The following is a 20,723-nucleotide window of genomic DNA, read 5'->3' on the forward strand; positions in this document are numbered from 1 at the left end:
ATGGGATTTTTCGCGAGCCTGTTCGAAGAGAGCGTATCCGACTTGCGGGCCGGTGCGGAATGCGACGCAAGTGTGGCGCCTGAAAAACTCGTCTCGGCGTCTGTTCGGTATTACACCCAAAGGTCAAAAACGCCCGTCGAGCTGGAAAAGAAGCTTGGCGAAGGCGGAGAGGGCAGCGTCTATGCGGTCGAAGACCACCCAAAAGTCGTCGCGAAAATCTACGCTCCCAGCCAGCGGACCGATGCCCGTTTGAAAAAGCTCGAGAGAATCCTGTCGAAGAGAATTACGATCGAGGAGATCAAACAGTGCCATATCGCCATGCCGCTCGAGATTCTCGTGGACAAAGAGGGTGGGTTCGTCGGGTACCTGATGCCCAAAGTCGATGGGATCGCCCTGAAAAACGCCTATTTCTCGAGGCAGCGTATCGAACGCCGTTTTCCGGATGCAAATCGGTTGACGCTGGTGATCTTCTGCATCCACTTCCTCCGCCAGGCAGAGTTTCTTCATAGTAGAGGGATGCTGATAGGCGATGTCAATCCGCTCAACATCATGGTCGACCCGGCCCGTCCGAAAAAAGGATGGCTCGTGGACACCGACTCGTTCCAGGTCGACGAACTCCCCTGTCCGGTCGGTACCGATATCTTTACGCCTCCTTCACTGCAAAACCGTGATTTCAAAACGACACTGCGCTCAAGAGAGGACGAATATTTTTCCATCGCCATCATGATCTTCATGATTTTGATGCTTGGAAAGCATCCTTATTCGCGCAAGGGAGGAGGGAATCCATCGGATAATATAAAAAAGCACCTCTTTCCCTACCGTTCCATGGGAAGGCTAGACGATGTACCGGCCGGTATTTGGGGATTTGTCTGGAGCCATTTTCCAAGAAGGCTGAAAGAGACGTTCGAACGGGTGTTCAGGGACGAGGAACGAATCGATCTGCAGGAGTGGCGCTCCATATTGATCCAATACGCCAGTTTTATCGAGATGGGTTATTTTACACAAGAGATCGTACCCCTTTCGTTTCGTTCCAGGGATGCCGAGCCGGTACGATGCAGGGATTGCGGACGAAGCTTTCTGATCGACAGAGGATTTCTAAAAAAATTGACTATCCAAGGGAAAGCACCTGTATGCTCTTTATGCCGACAGAAAATACAGGCGACGATAATGACCCGAAAAAACGGCAAAAAAGTTTCGGATGCTGTCAAACAGGCACGATTCAATGCGAAATCGACACACTACAAGGAAATACGCTAAAAGCCTTAAAATAAGGGATATTTAATAACCAAAAAATACTAATTACGACAAAATCCGATTTCAAAAGGATTAAATTCGCAAATTTCAATTTGCTCTACAATAGCCATCAAAAAAACCGCATAATATAATTACGTTTTAATATGAAGAATTTCGAAGTGAACAGAATATACGATAGTCAGGTAATTGCCACCATCCCACGTAAAGTCTCAGGGGACGGAAGGTGGTCTGCCCTTATGGAAGAGAAGAATTCGACTTCATTAAAATCGAAGCTTCGGTTGAGGAGATCGCGTGCCACTTTCACAGACCGAGAGGTATGTCCCTGGCCGTCAAAGTGACGGTCTTGTTACGGCAAAACGGGGGAGACTCTCACACTTGAATCCCAAATCTTTGTCCGCTACGATCGGTTAGAGGAGTTTGAAAAACCTAAGCGCCTCTTCTTCGTCCTCTTCGAGATCTTCGAGATCGATCTCGCCGCTTTCGATCCGTTGTTTCAGCGTCTCTTTGATGAAATCGAACGCTTTGGCTCTCGCATCTTCGAGACTATCGACATAGGTGCAGCCGTTGAAGTGGTAGGGGTTTTCGTTTTCGATGCAGACGACCGTACCGTCGACGCTCTTTTCCAAAAACTCCGCCACTTCACGGTAGTTGATACCGAACTCACAGCTGTACCAGATAAGATCGTCGAGTTTGTCGTCGGTAAACTCGGTGATGCCGTCGCTCGTGGTATCCTGGTAGAGGTAGAAGGGTTCGTTCGCCATCAGCACCTCCTGCCAGGCACGTCCGGCATAGATGGATATTTTGTCACCTTCATCCTTCACTTCGTAGTTGTCACCTAGGATCTTGGCCAGCGGCGTCGGCTTCGTCAACCCCGAACCCACAAGCGACTTCGGCTTTCCGACAAAGATGTAAGGCTGTATCGGCAGACTCTCCTTTTCACCTTCGACAATTTTTCCGTCAAGGGTGATAGCCATCGGCTTTTGGGCGTTGATCGCATTCAAAAAAGTGGGTTTCTCGGTCTCGATTTTGTAGTTTAAAAGGTTGTAGAATTTCATACATTGACTCCGTTTTTTCGCATCATCATATCAACCCTTTCGACCATCTTGCCTAACGTTTCATCTTTAGTTTTTCGTTTTAACTTAACCGATGAATTTACCGCTTCGCAAACGCTGCGCTTCCATCAGTTCGATCTCTCTGGCCCCGGAAACGACGATATTGCTGTCGGGAACGTAGTCGAGCATCTCGTCACGCCCTTCGTAGTGGATGGAGTTGAGGATGACACGCATCACGTTGAGGCGGGCGAGGTGTTTGTTGTCGGAACGGATGATGGTCCAGGGTGCGATGGTCGTATGGGTATGCTTGAGCATCTCATACTTCATATTGGTAAAGTCGTCCCAACGCTCCTGCGCCTGCAGGTCGACTTCACTCAGTTTCCACTGGCGAAGAGGATCGGTTTTGCGGCGCTCGAAGCGGCGGCGCTGCTCCTCTTTGGTAACGCTGAAGTAGAGTTTGATGAGAATGATGCCGTTTCGAACGAGCGCTTTTTCAAAGCTCGGTGTATCTTCGATGAAGGTGTGGTACTCTTCGGGCGTGCAGAAACCGAAAACCGGCTCGACCATGGCGCGGTTGTACCAGCTGCGGTCGAAGAGAACGATCTCGCCGCCGCGGGGAAACTGTTCGACATAGCGCTGAAAGTACCACTGGGTGCGCTGCTCTTCGGTCGGCTTACCGAGCGCCACGACGCGATAGTGCTTTTCGTTCATGTAGCGTGTGACACGGCGGATCGTTCCCCCTTTTCCTGCAGCATCGCGTCCTTCGAAGAGGATGATCATCTTCAGCTTGTTGATCTCGAGATGTTTTTGCAGTTTGATCAGCTCCGCCTGATAGGGTTTGAGCTCTTCGGCTTCCAGAAATTTCCGAATCGCTTTCTTCTTTTTCAGCAAGACCGGCAGGGGATCGGAATTGCTGCAGACTTCGATATCTCCAAGCGTTTTCAACTCTACGAGGCTCTTCTCTTCTTTGCCCAAGATCACATCCTTCTTCTTTTTTTTATTGTATCATTTTACCACTCAATGAGAGGTGAGATGATGGATACAATAAAAAGAGGGGAAAAAAGTGAATATTAAAGCGTGTCTGAACGATTATATAAAAGAGCTGGAAGCTGAAGCCATGAAGATCATCGGCAATCCAAGTACCGATAAACGGACCAAAAACCTGGCGATGAAACCGCTCACAAGCAAGAAACAGATCATTCGAAACACGATCGATGCGCTCGATCTGGTCGACCGGGTACATCAAGAGGAGATGGATAAAGCGAAAACCGGAAAGTGAGAAGTAGGGGAGTGAGAAGTTTCCGGATGGGCTTGCACCCATCCTCTATCCATTCTAAATCTGTGTAAGCTGAAGCAATTCGGCCTCGACTTTTTTAAGTTTTCCCTGTGCCTCTTCGAGCGCCTTTTTGTTCTCTTCGACGACGTGCGCCGGTGCATTTGCAACGAACTTCTCGTTATTGAGCATGCTCGAGAGTTTGACCACCTCTTTTGTCAGCTTCGCCTGCTGCTTTTCGAGGCGTTCGAGAATCGGCTTCAGATCGATGCCCGTCAGCGGCAGGTAGACCTCCATATGGTCGCTTACATCGGTGATGGCGTTTTCCACTTTGTTTTCGACAAATTCCACATTTTCCGTTTTTGCCAACAGTTTGATGAAAGGAGATGCCAGTTCGGCATCCATCGGGGTGTCGGGCTTGATGTAAGCGATCTCGATCTTTTTGCCCGGCATATCGACCGTCGCTTTGGCACGGCGGATCGAGACAATCGCTTCGGTAATGAGCGAAAATTCGTTCTCGATCGACTCGTCGCGCGGCAGGCCGGCGGGATAGGGCTGCACCATGATGGAACCGTCGTTTTCGATGGTAGTCCCCGAAAGCTGATGCCACAGATATTCGGTGATGAACGGCATAAAGGGGTGCAGCAGTTTCATCGCCTCTTTGAAGATGGCACCAAGCTCGGCGACACTCTCCTTGCTCGCTTTGCTCAGCTCGATGCCCCAGTCGCAGAACTCACCCCAGAGGAAGCGGTATAGCGTCGTCGCCGCATCGTTGAAGCGGTACTGGTCGATGAAGCTGCGCGTCTCTTCAGCGGCCAGCGCGAAGCGTGAGAGCATGTAGCGGCCCAGCGGCGTTTTGACCTCGATATTTTCGAGGTTGTCGAAGGTTTCGACATTCATCTGCAGGTACTTCGCCGCATTGTAGAGCTTGTTGGTGAAGTTGCGGCTCAGCTCCAGTTTGTCGTTGCTGAGTTTGATATCGCGCCCCTGCACGGCCAGTACCGCAAGCGTGAAGCGCAGCGCGTCGGCGCTATACTGCTCGATCGTGTCGAGCGGGTCGATGACGTTGCCGCGCGATTTGGACATTTTGTTGCCGTGCTCGTCGCGCACGAGGGCATGGAGGTAGATGTCTCTAAACGGAAGTTCGCCCATGAAGTGTTCACCCATCATGATCATACGTGCGACCCAGAAGAAGAGGATGTCGAATCCCGTAATCAGCAGGTCGTTGGGGTAGAAACTTTTCAGGTCGCCTTCGAACCATTTGACGTTCTTGAGAGCTTCGCCGTTGCCCCATCCGAGCGTCGAGAAAGGCCAGAGTGCCGAGCTGAACCAGGTATCGAGGACATCCGGATCCTGCTTGATGTGGGTACTGCCGCATTTTGGGCACTTATCGGGGTTCTCTTCGTGGGTCGCCCATTCGTGGCCGCAGTCGTCGCAATAGAAAACAGGGATGCGGTGGCCCCACCAGAGCTGGCGGCTGATACACCAGTCGCGCAGATCGTTCATCCAAGCGTTGTAGCTGTTGATCCAGTGCGATGGGAAGAATTTCGCTTCGCCGGCATTGACTTTCTCGATGGCACGCGTGGCGATCTCTTTTTTGACAAACCACTGCTTGGAGATGTAGGGTTCGACGACATTGTGGCAGCGGTAGCAGTGGCCGACCTGGTGGGTGTGCTCTTCAATCTTCTCGATAAATCCCTCTTCGTCCAGACGTGCAACGATCTTCTCGCGTGCATCGAGACGCTCGTGTCCTTCGAATTCGCCGGCGAATTTGTTCAAAATCCCCTTTTCGTCGAAGACTGTGATGAAGTCGAGGTTGTGGCGCTTGCCCACTTCGTAGTCGTTGGGGTCGTGGGCCGGGGTGACCTTGACCACACCGGTACCGAACTCCATATCGACATGCTCGTCGGCGATGACGGAAATCTCACGGTCGATCAGCGGCAGGCGCACTTTCTTGCCGATGAGATGCTTGTAGCGTTCGTCATCGGGGTGGACCATGACGGCGGTATCGCCGAAATAGGTCTCCGGACGCGTCGTCGCAACGACGACGTACCCCTCTTCATCCGCGAGCGGATAGCGGATGTGGTAGAGCTTGCCGTTGTGCTCTTCATACTCCACTTCGATGTCGCTGAGTGCACCGTCATGGGTACACCAGTTGACCATGTAGTTGCCCTTGACGATAAGGCCTTCATCGTAGAGCTGCACGAAAGCTTTCTTGACGGCGTTTTTAAGCCCCTCGTCCATCGTGAAGCGTTCGCGGCTCCAGGCCGGGGAGACGCCGAGTTTTCGCATCTGGTGGACGATCATTCCGCCGCTGTGCTCTTTCCACTTCCAGACACGCTCCAGAAACGCTTCGCGCCCCAGCTCCTCTTTGGTCTTGCCTTCTGCAAGCAGCTGCTTTTCGACGACATTCTGCGTCGCGATGCCGGCATGGTCGGTCCCCGGTTGCCAGAGGGTTTTGAAACCGTCCATCCGCTTGTAGCGAACCATGATGTCCTGTAGCGTAAAAGTCAACGCATGGCCGATATGCAGGCTTCCGGTGACGTTCGGCGGGGGCATCATGATGCAAAAGTTTTTGCCCTCCTTTTGAATGGCTTCGTTGCCGTCCGGTTCGAAATAGCCGCGTTCTTCCCAGATTTTGTAAAATTTCTCTTCGAATTCGTGGGGGTTGTACCCTTTTTTCTCGCTCATCGATTGACCTCAAGTTTTCAAAATTAATCGCGATTATATCGAAGAAGGGGTAAGATTCTGGTTAAAATCGAGAGATATGGAATCCGTATGAAAATGAAGCGACTTTACTACACGATATTCAACATAGACGTCAATTTATTCAAAGTTCAAAATTCAAAATTCAAAATTATCCTGTAATGCCGTTATCGCGTCTCAATCCCGAACAGCTTCAGGCGGCCAAAGCGCCGTTTGGCCACAACCTCATCATCGCTTCCGCCGGTACCGGTAAAACGTCAACGATCGTCGGACGTATCGGCTACCTGCTCTCACAAGGCGTAAACCCGGAAGAGATTTTGCTGCTGACATTCACCAACAAAGCGGCGGCGGAAATGGTTGAGCGGGTGGCCGGGTACTTCAGCCGAGACGTTGCCAAACGAATCGAAGCGGGGACATTTCATGCGGTCAGCTATCGCTGGCTCAAGAAATTGAAGCGTCCCATCATCCTCAAGCAGCCGGGTGAGCTGAAGACCCTTTTTCGCAGCATCTACGAAAAACGTCAGTTTCACCATATCGGTGCCGAGGCACAGCCGCTTTCGGCCAACTTTCTGCACGATGTATACTCACTCTATCAAAACGCGACGCTGGAAGATTTTTCTGAGTGGCTTCCAAAGCGGCACGAAGGGCAGGAGCCTTTCATCGACATCTATCTCGACATCGTCCGGGAGTTCGAAGAGACCAAAAAGGAGTTTGGATTCGTCAACTTCAACGACTTGCTGATTTTGATGCGCGATGAGGCGAAACGGACGAAACTTCCTTTCAAAGAGGTGTTGATCGACGAGTATCAGGATACCAACGAGCTGCAGGGCTCGTTGATCGACGCGATGGATCCCCCTTCGCTCTTTTGCGTGGGCGACTACGACCAAAGTATCTACGCTTTCAACGGCGCCAACATCCATATCATCGGAAGTTTTACCAAAAAATTCCTCGACGCGCGGGTTTTTACACTGACCAAAAACTACCGTTCCACCGCCCCTATCCTCTCGCTTGCCAACCGGGTCATCGAGTACAATGAACGCATCTACCCCAAACAGCTCGAAGTCGTACGGCAGGGAAGCAGACAGATGCCAAAACTCCTTATTTTCGACAACCTGCTGCAGCAGTACGAGACGATCGCACAGATGATCCGCCGAAGCACAACGCCGCACCCTCAGATCGCCGTTATCTTCCGCAACAACGCCTCGGCCGACGGGATCGAAGCAATGCTCAGAGAACAGAATATCCCTTGCAAGCGAAAAGGAGGACGCAGCTTCTTCGACGCCAAAGAGGTCAAAGCCGCACTCGATATCGCGACGCTGATGGCGAACCCCAAAGATATGATGGCTTTCATCCACATCTTCGAGTATGCCAAGGGAATCGGCAGCGCTACGGCGAAAGAGCTCTTCGAGGGTCTGGTGGCACTGGGGGAGGGGAGTATGCTTCAAGGGATCTTCCGCCCAAAAGCGATGACCAACCCTTTCAAGGCGCGTACCACCAACTATCAATTGGGGCTTTTCGACCATCCGACGCAGATCGGTTCGGTTTCGCGTTTTGCACATCTTGGGTTCGACGAGCAGTTCATAGCGCATCCCATTTTGAAGCATCCGGCACTGAATTCCGACGGCGTCCGTTTCATTCACGACTTCTTCAAACTGGCCGCATCACTGAAACAGAAGAAGCAGCCGCAGGCGATCGTCCGCTCGATCCTATCGTCCACTACCTACGGTTATATCATCGAGCAGCTGGCGATCAAGCGTGCTACACTTAAAAACGGCGAGGTCGACGAATTGAAAAAAGAGGAGGCGATGGAGAGGATCAAGCGCAAAGGGGTGCTTCTAATACAGCTTGCCAGCGCTTACAACACGCTCGAAAAGTTCATCAACGCAATGGTGCTGGGTGGCGGGGAGCTGAGCGAAGGGGAGGGAGTCAACCTACTGACGGTGCATGCGAGCAAGGGGCTGGAGTTCGACGAGGTCTATGTCATCGACCTGATGGACGGCCGCTTTCCAAATCGGAAGCTCGCCAGCCAGGCAGGCCTCATAGAGGAGGAGAGACGCCTCTTTTACGTGGCCGTCACTCGGGCGAAAAATCTTCTCTATCTTTCCTATGCGAAGTATGACAGTTTTAAAGATATCACCTTCTTTCCATCACAGTTTCTCTATGAAGCCGCTCTTTTGAAAAAAGACCAGACTTACGAAAAACTCAAAACGCTCTGCTAACCGGCTTAATGCGCCTTGACGGCACGTGCCATATCCCACATCGGCAGGAAGATTCCAAGTGCAAGCAGCAGAACCAGTCCGGCGATAATCGCCAGCATAATCGGTTCGATATAAGAGGACATATTGTCCAGAATGTAGTTGAAGCGCATGCGGTAATAGTCGGTGACTTTGCGCATCATACTGTCGAGCTGTCCGCTGCTCTCGCCGGCAGAGATCATCTGGATGATCATATTTTCGAAAACTCCCGTATCTTTGAAAGCTTCGGTTAGACTGACACCCCTTGATACTGAGACCTTAACCGCTTCAAGCTTCTCTTTCAACACGGCGTTATCGATCATACTCGTAGCGGTATCGAGCGCGTCGGCGATCGGGATTCCCGCATGTACCAGTTCGGTAAAGACGATCGAAAAACGGTTGAGTGTCGCGAAAAAGATAATATCTTTGATCAAATAGGTCTTCAGCATGAGCTTGTCGGCTTTGTACTTGAAGTTTTCGTTGTTCCTATACAGATATAGAATGAGCATGATGAAAAAGACCAGTCCGACCAAGACAATCAGACCGTAATTGCTCATGACATGTTCGATGCCCAGCAGGATCTTGGTCGGAAGCGGAAGTTCTGCATGAAATTTTTCAAAAATCGCTTTGAACTTGGGGACGACCACCATGATGAGGATGGTAAATGCGATCGCCATCGCGCCCATCGTAATCATCGGATAGCGCATCGCTTTTTTGAATTTCTGGACATTTTCCTGAATCTCTTCGAGAATGTCGGCCAGGCTTGCAAGAGCGTCGGCCATGTTACCGGTCTGCTCACCCAGTTCGATCATGGCGAGTGTAATTCCTCCGACATCGTATCTGTATCGTTTGAATGTCTCCGAAAGGCTCAGTCCGGAGTTGATGTTTTCAGATGCCTGCGTCAGAATCTCTTTGAGCTTCGCGTCGTTTGTCGCACCGGCAATTTCATTGAGCGCATCGTGGACGGAAATGCCGGCATTGGTCATGACAGCCAGCTGGCGAATCGCGGCGATGAGATTTTTCGGCTGTACCTTTTTGTTGGCGACGGTCGTCCTGAATTGCGAGAAGAACTCTTTGATGGTCGCGTCGATCGGAGCGGAGATCTCTTTGATGCGGATAAGCGTTCCCTGATAATCTTTCTTTGCCTTGCTGATCGCATCGGCCCTGTCGTTGGCCTTGAGAATGATATTTCGCCGGTTCCCCCGCACCAATAGTGTAACTTGATAATATTTCATGATAACCTCGCAACTCTGAGTACTTCTTCGATTGTCGTCTTGCCTTCAATCGCCTTGTTGACACCATCCTGGATCATCGTGACAAAACCCTGCTTGAACGCTTCCTGGGTCAGCTCGGCTTTGGATGCTTCCCTTGCGATCATGCTCGTAAGCGTTTCGTTGACACGAAGTACCTCGCTGATCATTTCACGGCCTCTGTAACCGGTACCCTGACACTCCTTGCAGCCCGTTCCTTTGTAAAACTGGTATGTCTCGGGAATATATTCATGCAATTCGTTAATGATATGATCGGGAATTTCAACCGCTTTTTTACAGTAGGGGCAGATTTTTCTTACCAGACGCTGCGCTTCGATCGCGATCAACGAACCGCTGATAAGATAGGGCTCGATCCCCATATCGGCCATACGGGTTATCGCACTGATCGCATCGTTTGTATGCAGTGTCGAAAGGACGAGGTGCCCTGTCAGCGCTGCCTGGACCGCGATGCGAAGTGTCTCCTGGTCACGAATCTCACCGATCATGATGATATCCGGATCCTGACGCAAAATCGATCGCAACGCACTGGCGAATGTGAGCCCGACTTTGGCGTTGACCTGTACCTGTTGTACCAGGTTCATCTGGTATTCGACCGGATCCTCGACGGTGATCAGTTTTTTGTCGACACTTTTGAGGTTGTTGAGTGCACCATAGAGTGTCGTGGTTTTACCGCTTCCCGTCGGTCCCGTAACGAGCACGATACCGTAAGGAACCTTCAAGGCATCGTTGAATATATTGAAATTATGTGAACTCATACCCGCATCTTCGAGCCGGATCATCACTTTCGATTTGTCCAAAATACGCATGACGATCGATTCACCGTTCATGATCGGAAGCGTCGAAACACGAAAATCGAACTCCCTGCTCATAATGGTTGCCGAAAAACGGCCGTCTTGAGGCTTCCGCCTCTCCGCTATATCGAGGTTGGAGAGAAGTTTGAGACGTGAAGAGAGTGGTGGATAGATATCTTTATCGAAACGGAAACTTTCGGTGAGCATCCCGTCGATACGGCTTCGTACAATACAACTGTTTTCGGTCGGTTCGATATGAATGTCGCTCGCACGGGCGATGATCGCGGATTTGAGAATCACTTCGATAAGCTTCAAAATCGCAGAGGACTCGCTCGCTTCCGTGGCAGATGCGCTTTCGGAAATCTCTTCTCTGATCTCGTTGATAAGACCTTTGATACTCTCCGACATCTCGAGACGATTGAGATGATAGTCGATCTGGCTCGGCCGTGCAATCGCTGCGACAACCGGTTTCTTCGGAAAAACCCGCTGAATCGTCTCCTGGGCGCTGAAGTCGAAAGGATCTTTGAAAACGACGATGACATTCAGATCGGACTCTTTAATCGGAAGGGCGCCGATCTTTTCGAGTTTCTGCATCGGAAGCTTCGAAATGAGACGCAGGTCGATATCGACTTCGTCGAGGTTCACATACTCCATCTTCATCAATTCGGCAAGATGCTTGAGAACCATATCGATATTGATGGCGCTGCCTTCTTGTTCAAGCATCTCGAGCGTAAGGTTGCCTTTTCTCACTTCATCCGCAATCAGCCGATATGCCTGGTTGGGTTGAACGATTTTATGGTCGATCAGAGCTTTGAGTGTGATCTTTTTCTCTTTTTTGCTTCGCAGCAGATCCGCGATCTGCTCTTTCGTCACCAGACCCGACGCGATCAATAATTCGATTATCTTGCCCATACGTCACCAATACCTGTGAATTTTGATAATATTGCCGTCCAGCCTCTCTTCTACAACCATTTTATGTACTTTGCCGTTCGATTCCACATAGAGAACGTACAGCATTCCCGACTCCTGTTCGGGTGTCAGATAATATTTGTCGTCGATTTTTCTGTATGCTTTTTTCACATAAAGATCGAAAACTTTCGAAAGGATATAATCGGTTTTCGGAAGCTTCAGATCGGATATATCGACATGGTCGAGCAGTGCATGATAAAGGAGTTTCTTCTGAAGAAGAATCGTCGCGAAATAACTCGCGTTCGCACGCTCCGTTTTCGTCGCACGCAAACCGGTCAGCGGTACGGCGAGCCTGTCGATATAGTCCGCCTTGAGACAGGAAAAACCATAAAGCATCAAAAACTTCGAATTCTTTTTATGCTTTCCGAACATTCGAAGACCCAGTTGACACGCTTTTTTGTACTGTTTCTGGGCATAGAAGCCGTAAAGTCTTTCAAGATCGGCTCCCTGGAGCGAAACGATTGCAAAAATGGAAAGAATCAGCAATTTTTTCATAAGCTGTGCTCCAGTGAATGCAGGTAGGACTTCACTTTCCGGGAAGAGTATTGATTCAGGTAGATACGAAGTGCATTGATCGCATCCTCTTTTTTGCCCAACTTCACTTTCGCCCTCGCATACAACAGCCAGCTCTCTTCGTTCGAAGGCTCCAGCGAGTTGGCCATGATACTCCATTTGACCGCTTCATTGTAATTTTTCTTCTTGTAGAAGCTTTGTGCGATATAGGTGGCCAGTTTTGGATCTCTTTTTACATTGAAACGCTTGATCAGATAGTCCAGTGTATTGTTGGAGGTCTTCGTCTGAATAGAGAGTGACGATTTGGCTATGGAAGTTCCCGATATCGGTGCCGTGTTCTGCAGCTTTACAACCGTTTTCGGCTCCCGTTTTTCGAGATTGGAGGAGGGGTGGATCGTCTCTTCTTTCACAGGCCTTGCGTAACGGCGCTTTTTTGGTTCATCCCAATCCGCATCACGTGAGAAGGAAGACAAAAATGCCGTATCCGGATTGAGCAGAACAGCTCTTTTCTCTTTTCGTTCTTCTCTTTGAGCGCTTGCAGTGGAGCGCTCAGCCACGGAAGGAAGTTGTGTTGTTACAGGAAGCGTTGAAGCGGGAGGCTTCCGGAGAACCTCTTTTTTGTCGACAAGCGGCCGTTCCAACGACTTTCCGCCCCTCGTATCACGAGAGGCCGTCGAACTCTTTTTCATGCCTTCCATGCCTGAAACCGCAGGCCATGCCAAAAACAGGCCGTACGATATCGCGGCTGCCAACCCGAGAATCGCCCAGGGCCTCAAGCGTTTGATTTTGTAGACGCGCCACTCTTTTTCGAGCTTTTCGATCTCAAGCATGAATATACCCCAACTTCAATGCACCCATCTCGATGAATTTTTTCTTGATATGCCTACCTGAGATTTTGGAAGGCTTGTTGCTCTCGTAATAATCATAGATCTCGAAGAGAGTGAACATCAGTTTGTTGATCTCCCTATAGTTACCGCCGGTGAAACGGTGAATCAATTTTACATTGCTTTTATTGAACATATTCGCTATTTCAAAATAGTTCTGCTGAACCAATTTTTTCTGAATATACATACCGGTATCGTGAATCGTACCGTTTTTAAGTTCGATCGTCTCCCAGATACGTGATTGAAAATGCTCTTTGGCGATGAGATCTTCTTTTTCCGTTTTGTGGAGCGAAACGACGAATTTGATCGTTCTGGTGTCGGAGATGAGCCGGATTTTTTCCAGCATGGAAGGGGAATAGAGCTGCGCTTCGTCCAAAAGAACCGTGATATGCCGCTGATCTCTCATCGCATTGCATATATCGATAAATCGGTTGTAGGTGAGATTTTCCGGAACCGTCTGGTTGGGAACCAGGAAACTGTAGAGGGTACGGATGAATTCATCCTCGTTCTGGATCGGCGTTGCGATAAGATGGACGTTCTGATCCGATTTCGCATCATGGTATATCTTGTTGATCAAAACACTCTTGCCGGTGCCCGGTTTGCCATAAAGGAGGATCATTTTAAGAGGCTTGGCGATACTTTCCTGAAGCTTGTTGTAAAAGAGTATCGACGTGTCGAGGCCGATGTATTGACTCACCTCGATCCTGTCGATGAAAATCTTCTGGAGTTCTCTGTATTTGCTCATCGCATACGGGTCATGTTGCTATCTGAAAGACGGTCGTACCCGAGGTCTTTTAACGTCATGGAGTTTTTCGCTTTTACCAGATGCGGAGTGACGATGATAACCAGTTCGATCTTCTCGTCCGTCAACTCGTCATACTTGAATGCGTATCCAAGAATCGGTATATCCCCAAGCAGCGGGACTTTATGTGTCGAATTGTTGACGCGATCGGTAATCAAACCGCCCAGAATGACATGGGAGCCGTCTTTGACGGTAACGACAGAAGCCATTTGACGGCGCTCGAGGTCAGGCGGCATCGTTCGGTTTTCGTTCTCGTTGGTGACAGGATTGATCGTATCGCTTACGGAAGGGTTGATCTTCAACGTTATCGTACCGTCCGCAGCGATTTCGGGCGTGATATCGAGAAGAATACCGGCAAAAACGGAATCGATGATTTCGTTTTGAGCGACGGTACTGCCTCCTGTATTGCTCGTTGTCGTACTGTTCTTGATTTTGTAGAAATACTGTTTTCCAACAGTGATCATCGCTGCCTGGTTGTTGAGTGTCAGGACTTTCGGATTGGAAACGGAGTGCACATCACCCTGTGATTGCAGAAATTTAATGATGGTACCGATCTGTGCATTCATGACGATATCGGTGAAAGTAGCGATTTTACCAGGTACGAATTTACTGATATAGGGGGTGTCGCCCGCTCCCGGAAACGTTATTTCTCCAACGTTTTCATTGGCTTGAAGGCGTTCACCGCTTATCGTGAAATTCTGAAGATTGTAAAGTTGTCGCCAGTCGATACCGGTCTCTTTGCCCTTACTCAGTACGACGGCATACATCTTCACATCGATGAGGACCTGTTTGTGAAGCCGTTCTATAAGGTTGTCGAGATATCCTTCGACACGGTCGAGCTGCTTTTTGGTTCCCGTGATCGTCACGAGCCCGGACTCTTTGTCGATGACCGGGTCTCCCGCTTTGTATTCATCTTCAGGGCGGTTGAGAATATCGCGGATCTGCTCTTGCAATTTTGCCCAAAAGACAAATTTGTCGTTGGAGGTGACATCGATTCCGCTTTCCGACTCCCCCGAACTCATGTTGCTTGTTGAAACCGTACCGCTTCCGCTCGTTGTCGTCTGCTGCTGATTGGCGACACCGCTGGCGAGCATGACACGGGTTTTGCTGCTGCTTTCGCGATCGGTGCTGATATAGTCGACATGGTAGGTTTTCGTCAGCAAATAGGAGATTTTGAGGATATTCCCATCGAGTGAATAGTTGAGATTGTGTTCATTCAGAGCGACCTGTAACACTTCCGGCAGTGTGACATCTTTGAGCGAGAAGCGGTTTAAGCGTGTGCGTAGCCGTTTTGCCGCCTCTTTGTCTTTGACGATAAGCGTCAGATCGCACTGCTCCGCGAGTTGGTCGATAAGTTCGGATATGCGGGTTCCCTGATTCGCTTTGATATTGAAAAGGTTGTCTTCACACGCTGCCTGCAGGCTGGATGTCAGGCCAAACGAAGCAGTGACAACCGCTGCAAGAAGTGATAGTTTTATTTTTTTCATACATTTCATTCCCGATCCTTACTTCACTAATAATTTTATTTTTTTGCTTTTCTGCCGCTTCAGAAAGACACGCGTACGCTCGCCGTTTCGAGTAAGCAGTACATAATTTTTCCCTACCTTGCTGACGGTAAAACCATTGACTTTGGAATTCAAAGAGTACCATCTTCGATTGATCTTCACATGGTTGTTTACGATTGCCGTCAAGACAAATCTGTAACGTCTTTTCTTCGAACGGTTTCCATGCAGTGCTTTCGCGTATTTTCCATTCGGATAGATGAACGGGTCTTTCGCATTCACAATCTCTTTATCGGTGAGTCCGACACGTTCTTGCTTGATATCGTTGACAAGCTTGTCGATATCGTTGATCGTTATTTCAGCATGAAGTATTGTCGCTGCGAAGAGGGCGATACCCACACTTTTCATCAATAGTTGATTCCCCATACCGATACCTTAAAGTTTGCTTTTATATTTTCGTCACTTTCCAGTTGTATATTGTAAATATCGACAACCAGCTCACTTTCTTCAATCTCGTTCATAAACCTGATCATGTTTCTATAGTTGCCTTCACAATCGACACCGATTTCGAGCACATGTCCGAAACTGTCTTCGTTGTTCACGAATTTATTGGAGATAAGCGAGATATCGATATTGTTTTTCTTGGCTTTCAACGCAATCGAGTCGAGAAACTTCGCCCAGTTTTTTTCGTTGAAGAGCAGCTCCGAAAGTGTCTGGATCTGGTAATCGGAGTATTCGTTGATCTCTTTGAGATCGCTGTAACGGATTTTCAGTTTCGCAATCTCATTTTGAAGTTTTTTGATTCGGTACCGCTGATCACCGTTGACTGTGACCGAAGAGAGGTAACTCTTTTCGCCACGGATTTTTTTCTCCAGCTTTTTCTGCTGTTTCAAATCTTTCTTCAGCTGTTTCTCGGTAATCGGAATGAGATAGGAGTACGATATCAAACCAAAGACGGCAACAACCGCCAAGACCATAAGATAAAATTCACTCTCTTTTTTCTCTTCGAAGTAATTGTCCAGCTTTTCAAGCAGATCTTCCAATATTTTCATAATACAGTCACCTTTAAGTCACCATGATAGATACCGCTCTTCTCATCTTTGTAGATCTTGTCGATATCGGTATGGATCTTTCTTTCATATTTGTCGGTCAAATACTTGATGAATTGTGTAATCTTTTTTTCACTTCTTGAAAAGAGAGAAAGGGTAAAGGTATTGTCTTCATCGAAAACCTTGGTTACCTTGACATCGAATTTGCTCATATCGTTGCCGAAACTGACAATGGTTTTGGCTTTCATCGGATAGTTTACTTTCTTGTCGTAGATCGCGGCCAAAATCTTTTTCTTCGTCTCGAAGAGGTCATTTTCATCTTTGATTTTTGAGAGGATCTCGCTTTTCTGTTTTTTCAATGTTCCTATCTCTTTTTTGATGGAGCTTACGAGTGTATTGAGGCGTTTCTCCTCTTTTTTGAGTTTGTCATTGGTTATTTTCACATAGGTGTCGTAGGTGTAGTTGTAGACAGGAAGCGAAAGCGCCAAAACGACTGTCGCGGCAGTCGTGATGATGAATTGTCCGCTTCTTCGTGCGACAAATGGGGGAGGGCGGAAAAAGAGTGTGAAGTTGGGACTCTCTTCTCCCTCGATATCCTTGATCGCTTCGAGCACACCGAGGTAATGGAACTGGTCGACGTACCACTCTCCCTTTTCCATCTCGTAATCGAAATCGAAATCACTCGATTCGATCCCCAGATAGGTATGTGCATATTCGTTCAATCCCAGGACCGGCCCCGTTTCGGAACCGGTGTAGAACATGTCGATCTTCTCGATTTCAAATGCCCGTTTCGCATAGATGAGAATATCGTTGACATAGAGGAATATCTCGCTGAAAAGCTTCATCAAATGATCTTGATAGTCGAAATTCGAAGTTTTCAGCCCCTCGTTCTGAAGCATATCGTAGAATGCTTCCTCGTCGACTCGTTCACCGTGCAGTTCGCAGAAGCGTTCGTAAATGTTTTCAAATGAATATTTCAGAGATTTCGAGTAGAGATACTCTCCATCCCTGAAAAGGGCGAGAAAAGCGTCCTCTTTTTGAAAATAGAGATATCCGTGAACGCCGTAAGATTCGAGGATGTTCCGTTCGTAGATATTTTGTATCAGATAGGGTTTCGGATAGATATAATCGATATATTTAACCTGTTGCCTGATGGGGTCGAAAACATCCTGGACAACCTCGGGTTCCGCGACGAAGACATGAAAAGAGCGCATCTTTTCGGTTTTCTGGCCCGGGATCTCGATATATCGGATAATATATTCAACGGCTTGGTCGAGACCGAGGTCATCGTAGGCTTTCAGTTCGATCGCATCCTGAAGATCCTCAGGCGGAATATTCACACTGATTTCGATAATGGACGAGATGAAGTCTTTGGAATCGAGTGTCGATATGACAAAATTTCTTTTGTCATACTGCAATTTGTCAATCTTTTGCAATGCATTGTTTACAAACTGATAGTAGACATTCTGGTATGCATTGATCGAAACTATTTTCTGAAAACCTATGTTTTCATTCTCCAATGTTTCCCTTGATGCTTTAAACATAAACAAAGCCTCTTATTACTTTTTATTTTGTAAATCGACCAACGACGATTCTAACCTAGTAAAACTTAAACATAAGTTCAAATTTAACAAGTTCTGGTTCAAATTGCCGTCGTACGGTACTTAGTCGAAATCGTAGCCCAACTCGGAAAGCATCTTTTTGTTCTTCGACCAGCCGCTTTTGACCGAAACAAAAAGTTCGAGATAGATCTTCTTTCCTGAAAACTGTTCCATTTTCAGGCGGGCATCTCTTCCGATTCGTTTGATCGTCGATCCGCCTTTTCCGACCAGAATCATCTTTTGACTCTTTTTCTCGGCCACGATCGTCGCCTGGACACGATCAAGGCCGGGCCGCTCGTCGATCTTTTCAATGATCACGTCGGTTTCGTATGGAATCTCGTCACTCAGATTGTCGAAAATCGATTCCCGAATCATCTCTTTATAGATCTCCCGGATATTCGTCGTCGTCATCAACTCCGAATCGTACAACCATGGAGAGCAGGGCAGATCTTTCACGATCTCGTCCAACAGCTGATCCTTTCCGATCCCTTTCGTTACCGAAACGGGAATCAACGCCTCGAATCGATCCTGAAACGCCTGGTATTGCGCAATCTTCGAGAGCAGTGCTTCGTTACTCAACTCGTCGATTTTCGTGAGGACGACGATATGGGGACGCCTGCCTGCATTGAGTTCCAGAAACTTTTTGTAATGGTCGAGCCTGTCATTCGCAGGTGCAAGAAAAAGTACGAGATCACAGTCACCGATCGCCTTGATCGCTTCCGAGAGCATGAACTGGTTGAGTAGACGCTCTTTTTCATGGATTCCCGGTGTATCGACGAAGATGATCTGCGCATTTTCATGCATCACGATAATGTTCATACGCTTTCTTGTCGCCTGGGCTTTCTTGCTCACCATCGCGAGTTTTTCGCCGACAAGCCAGTTGAGAAGCGTACTCTTTCCGGCATTCGGACGACCGACAACGGCTACGAAACCCGCTTTCGTCGGGCAATTAGAGGATATATCGGGCGACATCTTCATCCTCTACGATCGTATCGAGCTTACCATGAACATAATCGGCAGTAATCGTAAATGTTTTACCTCTGTACTCATCCGCATCGTAACTGATATCTTCAAGTACCTTCTCGATGACGGTATGCAAGCGCCTTGCTCCGATATCTTCGGTACGTTCGTTCGCCTGGAAACTGAGCTTGGCAATGGCACGAAGCGCATCCTCTTCAAAGAGAAGCTCCATCCCCTCGACACCCAGAAGCGCCTGGTACTGTTTGATCAATGAATTTTTCGGTTTCGTCAGAATTTCGTAGAGAGCCTCTTCAGTCAGACTGTCCAATTCCACGCGAAGGGGGAAACGTCCCTGAAGTTCGGGGATCAAATCGCTTGGCTTGCTGACGTGAAACGCACCGGCGGCGATGAAAAGGATATGATCCGTATCGACCGGCCCATACTTCGTATTGACGGTGCTTCCCTCCACGATCGGCAGGAGATCGCGCTGTACGCCCTCTTTGCTCGGGTCCTGCCGGCCGCTGTTTTGGCTTGAGACGGCGATCTTGTCGATCTCGTCGAGAAAGATAATGCCGCCTTCTTGTGCCCGACGCAGGGCTTCTTGCTTGATCTGCTCGTCATCGAGCAGACGTTCGCTCGCGGCCTGACGCAAAATGTTTCTCGCCTCTTTCACCGTAACCTCTTTTTTGTTCTCACGGCCGAGCGAACCGAAAACTTTGGCCAGGGATTCTTGTACCTTGCTCATCTCCGGGGGAAGATTGCTGTCACCCATCTCGATCTTCGGTGCCGGCATCTCCACTTCGATCTTCAGCTTGTCGAGCTCGCCTTTTTTCAGCTTCTCGCGCATACGTTCGAAACTCTTCGCATACTCCTGCTGCTTCGCTTCCGTCGCCCCTTTGGGAAGTGGCGGCAGCAGTTTCTCGATTATCATCTTTTCGACATAGTCATCGATCTCACCCGCTTTGAGCTCTTTTTGTTCCTGTGTCACGAGGCTCACCGAAGTCGCGACCAGATCGCGAATCATCGACTCCACGTCACGTCCGACGAAGCCGACTTCGGTATATTTGCTCGCTTCCACTTTGACGAAGGGATAACCCATCATCTTCGCGAGACGGCGTGCAATCTCCGTTTTGCCCACGCCGGTCGAACCGATCATCAGAATGTTTTTCGGCATAATCTCATCCTGAATCTCCTGTGGCAACCGCATACGCCTGAAGCGGTTGCGCAGTGCGACGGCAATCGTTTTTTTGGCATTGTGTTGACCAATGACGTAATTGTCGAGATATTCGACGATCTCTTTGGGTGTCATACTTTCCATTCGACTCATTTTTTAAGTTCCAGTGTTTTGATATTGTGGTTAGTGTAGATACAGAGGTCCGCGGCGATATGAAGGCTCTCTTCGACCAGTCTCTTGGGGTCCATATCGGCATGTTTGGCCAGCGCACGCGCCGCGGAAATGGCGAAATTCCCCCCGCTTCCGATGGCGGCGATTTTTCCGTCTTCGGGCTCCACGACGTCACCGTTGCCGCTGAGGATGAAAATATGCTCGTTGTTGAGAACGATCATCATCGCTTCCAATCGTCTTAAAACCTTGTCTTTCCTCCACGCTTTGGAGAATTCGATAACCGCTTTGAGCAGATCCCCCTTGCGGCTTTGCAGAAACCCTTCGAACATATCGAAAAGGTTGAAGGCGTCAGCCGTGCTTCCGGCGAAGCCCGCCAGTACCTGTCCGTTGTGGAGCGTTCGGATTTTCGTGGCATTGCCTTTGAGCACGGCGTTGCCGAACGTCACCTGTCCGTCACCACCGATAACGGCATAGTCGTCCGATTTGTAAGCCAGTATGGTAGTCGCTTCGAACATCC

18 protein-coding genes are annotated in these 20,723 nt (G+C 48.9%); 3 read left to right on the forward strand and 15 right to left on the reverse strand.

Annotated elements, in window-relative coordinates; all coding sequences use genetic code 11:
* Positions 1–1,257 (forward strand): hypothetical protein, encoded by a 1,257-nt coding sequence (locus QUD54_RS01485; RefSeq protein WP_286337194.1) that lies wholly within the window; start codon positions 1–3, stop codon positions 1,255–1,257.
* A 404-nt stretch (positions 1,258–1,661) separates the two neighbouring features.
* Here the strand turns inward: QUD54_RS01485 and QUD54_RS01490 are convergent, their stop codons facing one another.
* Both QUD54_RS01490 and ppk2 read right to left on the reverse strand, forming a co-directional pair.
* Positions 1,662–2,309: a hypothetical protein gene (locus QUD54_RS01490; protein WP_286337195.1), complete on the reverse strand. Its 648-nt coding sequence runs from the start codon at positions 2,307–2,309 to the stop codon at positions 1,662–1,664.
* Between the two features lie 84 nt (positions 2,310–2,393).
* Positions 2,394–3,233, reverse strand: coding sequence for a polyphosphate kinase 2 (ppk2, locus tag QUD54_RS01495; protein WP_406600579.1), 840 nt, complete (start codon positions 3,231–3,233; stop codon positions 2,394–2,396).
* A 136-nt stretch (positions 3,234–3,369) separates the two neighbouring features.
* On the opposite strand from ppk2, the gene QUD54_RS01500 reads away from it, so the two are divergent.
* On the forward strand, positions 3,370–3,585 hold the full coding sequence (locus QUD54_RS01500; protein ID WP_286337197.1) for a hypothetical protein: 216 nt from the start codon (positions 3,370–3,372) through the stop codon (positions 3,583–3,585).
* Between the two features lie 54 nt (positions 3,586–3,639).
* Here the strand turns inward: QUD54_RS01500 and QUD54_RS01505 are convergent, their stop codons facing one another.
* Positions 3,640–6,270 carry a valine--tRNA ligase gene (locus QUD54_RS01505; protein ID WP_286337198.1) on the reverse strand — a complete coding sequence of 877 codons (2,631 nt, stop codon included), beginning with the start codon at positions 6,268–6,270 and terminating at the stop codon, positions 3,640–3,642.
* 176 nt (positions 6,271–6,446) lie between these two features.
* On the opposite strand from QUD54_RS01505, the gene QUD54_RS01510 reads away from it, so the two are divergent.
* On the forward strand, positions 6,447–8,504 hold the full coding sequence (locus QUD54_RS01510; protein WP_286337199.1) for an ATP-dependent helicase: 2,058 nt from the start codon (positions 6,447–6,449) through the stop codon (positions 8,502–8,504).
* Between the two features lie 5 nt (positions 8,505–8,509).
* On the opposite strand, the gene QUD54_RS01515 is transcribed toward QUD54_RS01510, so the two are convergent.
* From QUD54_RS01515 to hslV, 12 genes are all read right to left on the reverse strand, one after another.
* Positions 8,510–9,754: a type II secretion system F family protein gene (locus QUD54_RS01515; RefSeq protein ID WP_286337200.1), complete on the reverse strand. Its 1,245-nt coding sequence runs from the start codon at positions 9,752–9,754 to the stop codon at positions 8,510–8,512.
* On the reverse strand, positions 9,751–11,493 hold the full coding sequence (locus QUD54_RS01520) for a GspE/PulE family protein (RefSeq protein WP_286337201.1): 1,743 nt from the start codon (positions 11,491–11,493) through the stop codon (positions 9,751–9,753). Before QUD54_RS01520 ends, QUD54_RS01515 begins: the two co-directional genes overlap by 4 nt.
* Positions 11,494–11,496: 3 nt before the next feature.
* A complete protein-coding gene (locus QUD54_RS01525) occupies positions 11,497–12,045 on the reverse strand; it encodes a hypothetical protein (protein WP_286337202.1) in 549 nt (182 codons plus the stop codon).
* Positions 12,042–12,893: a CDC27 family protein gene (locus tag QUD54_RS01530; protein ID WP_286337203.1), complete on the reverse strand. Its 852-nt coding sequence runs from the start codon at positions 12,891–12,893 to the stop codon at positions 12,042–12,044. Before QUD54_RS01530 ends, QUD54_RS01525 begins: the two co-directional genes overlap by 4 nt.
* Positions 12,886–13,692, reverse strand: a complete 807-nt coding sequence (locus QUD54_RS01535; RefSeq protein ID WP_286337204.1) for an ATP-binding protein — start codon at positions 13,690–13,692, stop codon at positions 12,886–12,888. The genes QUD54_RS01530 and QUD54_RS01535 overlap by 8 nt, the downstream gene beginning before the upstream one ends.
* Positions 13,689–15,245, reverse strand: coding sequence for a pilus (MSHA type) biogenesis protein MshL (gene mshL, locus QUD54_RS01540; protein WP_286337205.1), 1,557 nt, complete (start codon positions 15,243–15,245; stop codon positions 13,689–13,691). Before mshL ends, QUD54_RS01535 begins: the two co-directional genes overlap by 4 nt.
* A 9-nt stretch (positions 15,246–15,254) precedes the next feature.
* Positions 15,255–15,659, reverse strand: coding sequence for a hypothetical protein (locus tag QUD54_RS01545; RefSeq protein WP_286337206.1), 405 nt, complete (start codon positions 15,657–15,659; stop codon positions 15,255–15,257).
* Positions 15,659–16,303, reverse strand: coding sequence for a type 4a pilus biogenesis protein PilO (pilO, locus tag QUD54_RS01550; RefSeq protein ID WP_286337207.1), 645 nt, complete (start codon positions 16,301–16,303; stop codon positions 15,659–15,661). Before pilO ends, QUD54_RS01545 begins: the two co-directional genes overlap by 1 nt.
* The gene (locus QUD54_RS01555; RefSeq protein ID WP_286337208.1) at positions 16,300–17,844 is read right to left on the reverse strand and encodes a hypothetical protein; all 1,545 of its coding nucleotides are present in this window, start codon (positions 17,842–17,844) and stop codon (positions 16,300–16,302) included. Before QUD54_RS01555 ends, pilO begins: the two co-directional genes overlap by 4 nt.
* Positions 17,845–17,964: 120 nt before the next feature.
* Entirely contained in the window at positions 17,965–18,873 is a 909-nt protein-coding gene (gene era / locus QUD54_RS01560; RefSeq protein WP_286337209.1) for a GTPase Era, read from the reverse strand.
* Positions 18,851–20,179: an HslU--HslV peptidase ATPase subunit gene (hslU, locus tag QUD54_RS01565; RefSeq protein ID WP_286337210.1), complete on the reverse strand. Its 1,329-nt coding sequence runs from the start codon at positions 20,177–20,179 to the stop codon at positions 18,851–18,853. Before hslU ends, era begins: the two co-directional genes overlap by 23 nt.
* 5 nt (positions 20,180–20,184) lie before the next feature.
* Entirely contained in the window at positions 20,185–20,721 is a 537-nt protein-coding gene (hslV, locus tag QUD54_RS01570) for an ATP-dependent protease subunit HslV (protein ID WP_286337211.1), read from the reverse strand.
* Between the last annotated feature and the right edge of the window lie 2 nt (positions 20,722–20,723).

Source organism: Hydrogenimonas cancrithermarum (assembly GCF_030296055.1).
Classification (GTDB): domain Bacteria; phylum Campylobacterota; class Campylobacteria; order Campylobacterales; family Hydrogenimonadaceae; genus Hydrogenimonas; species Hydrogenimonas cancrithermarum.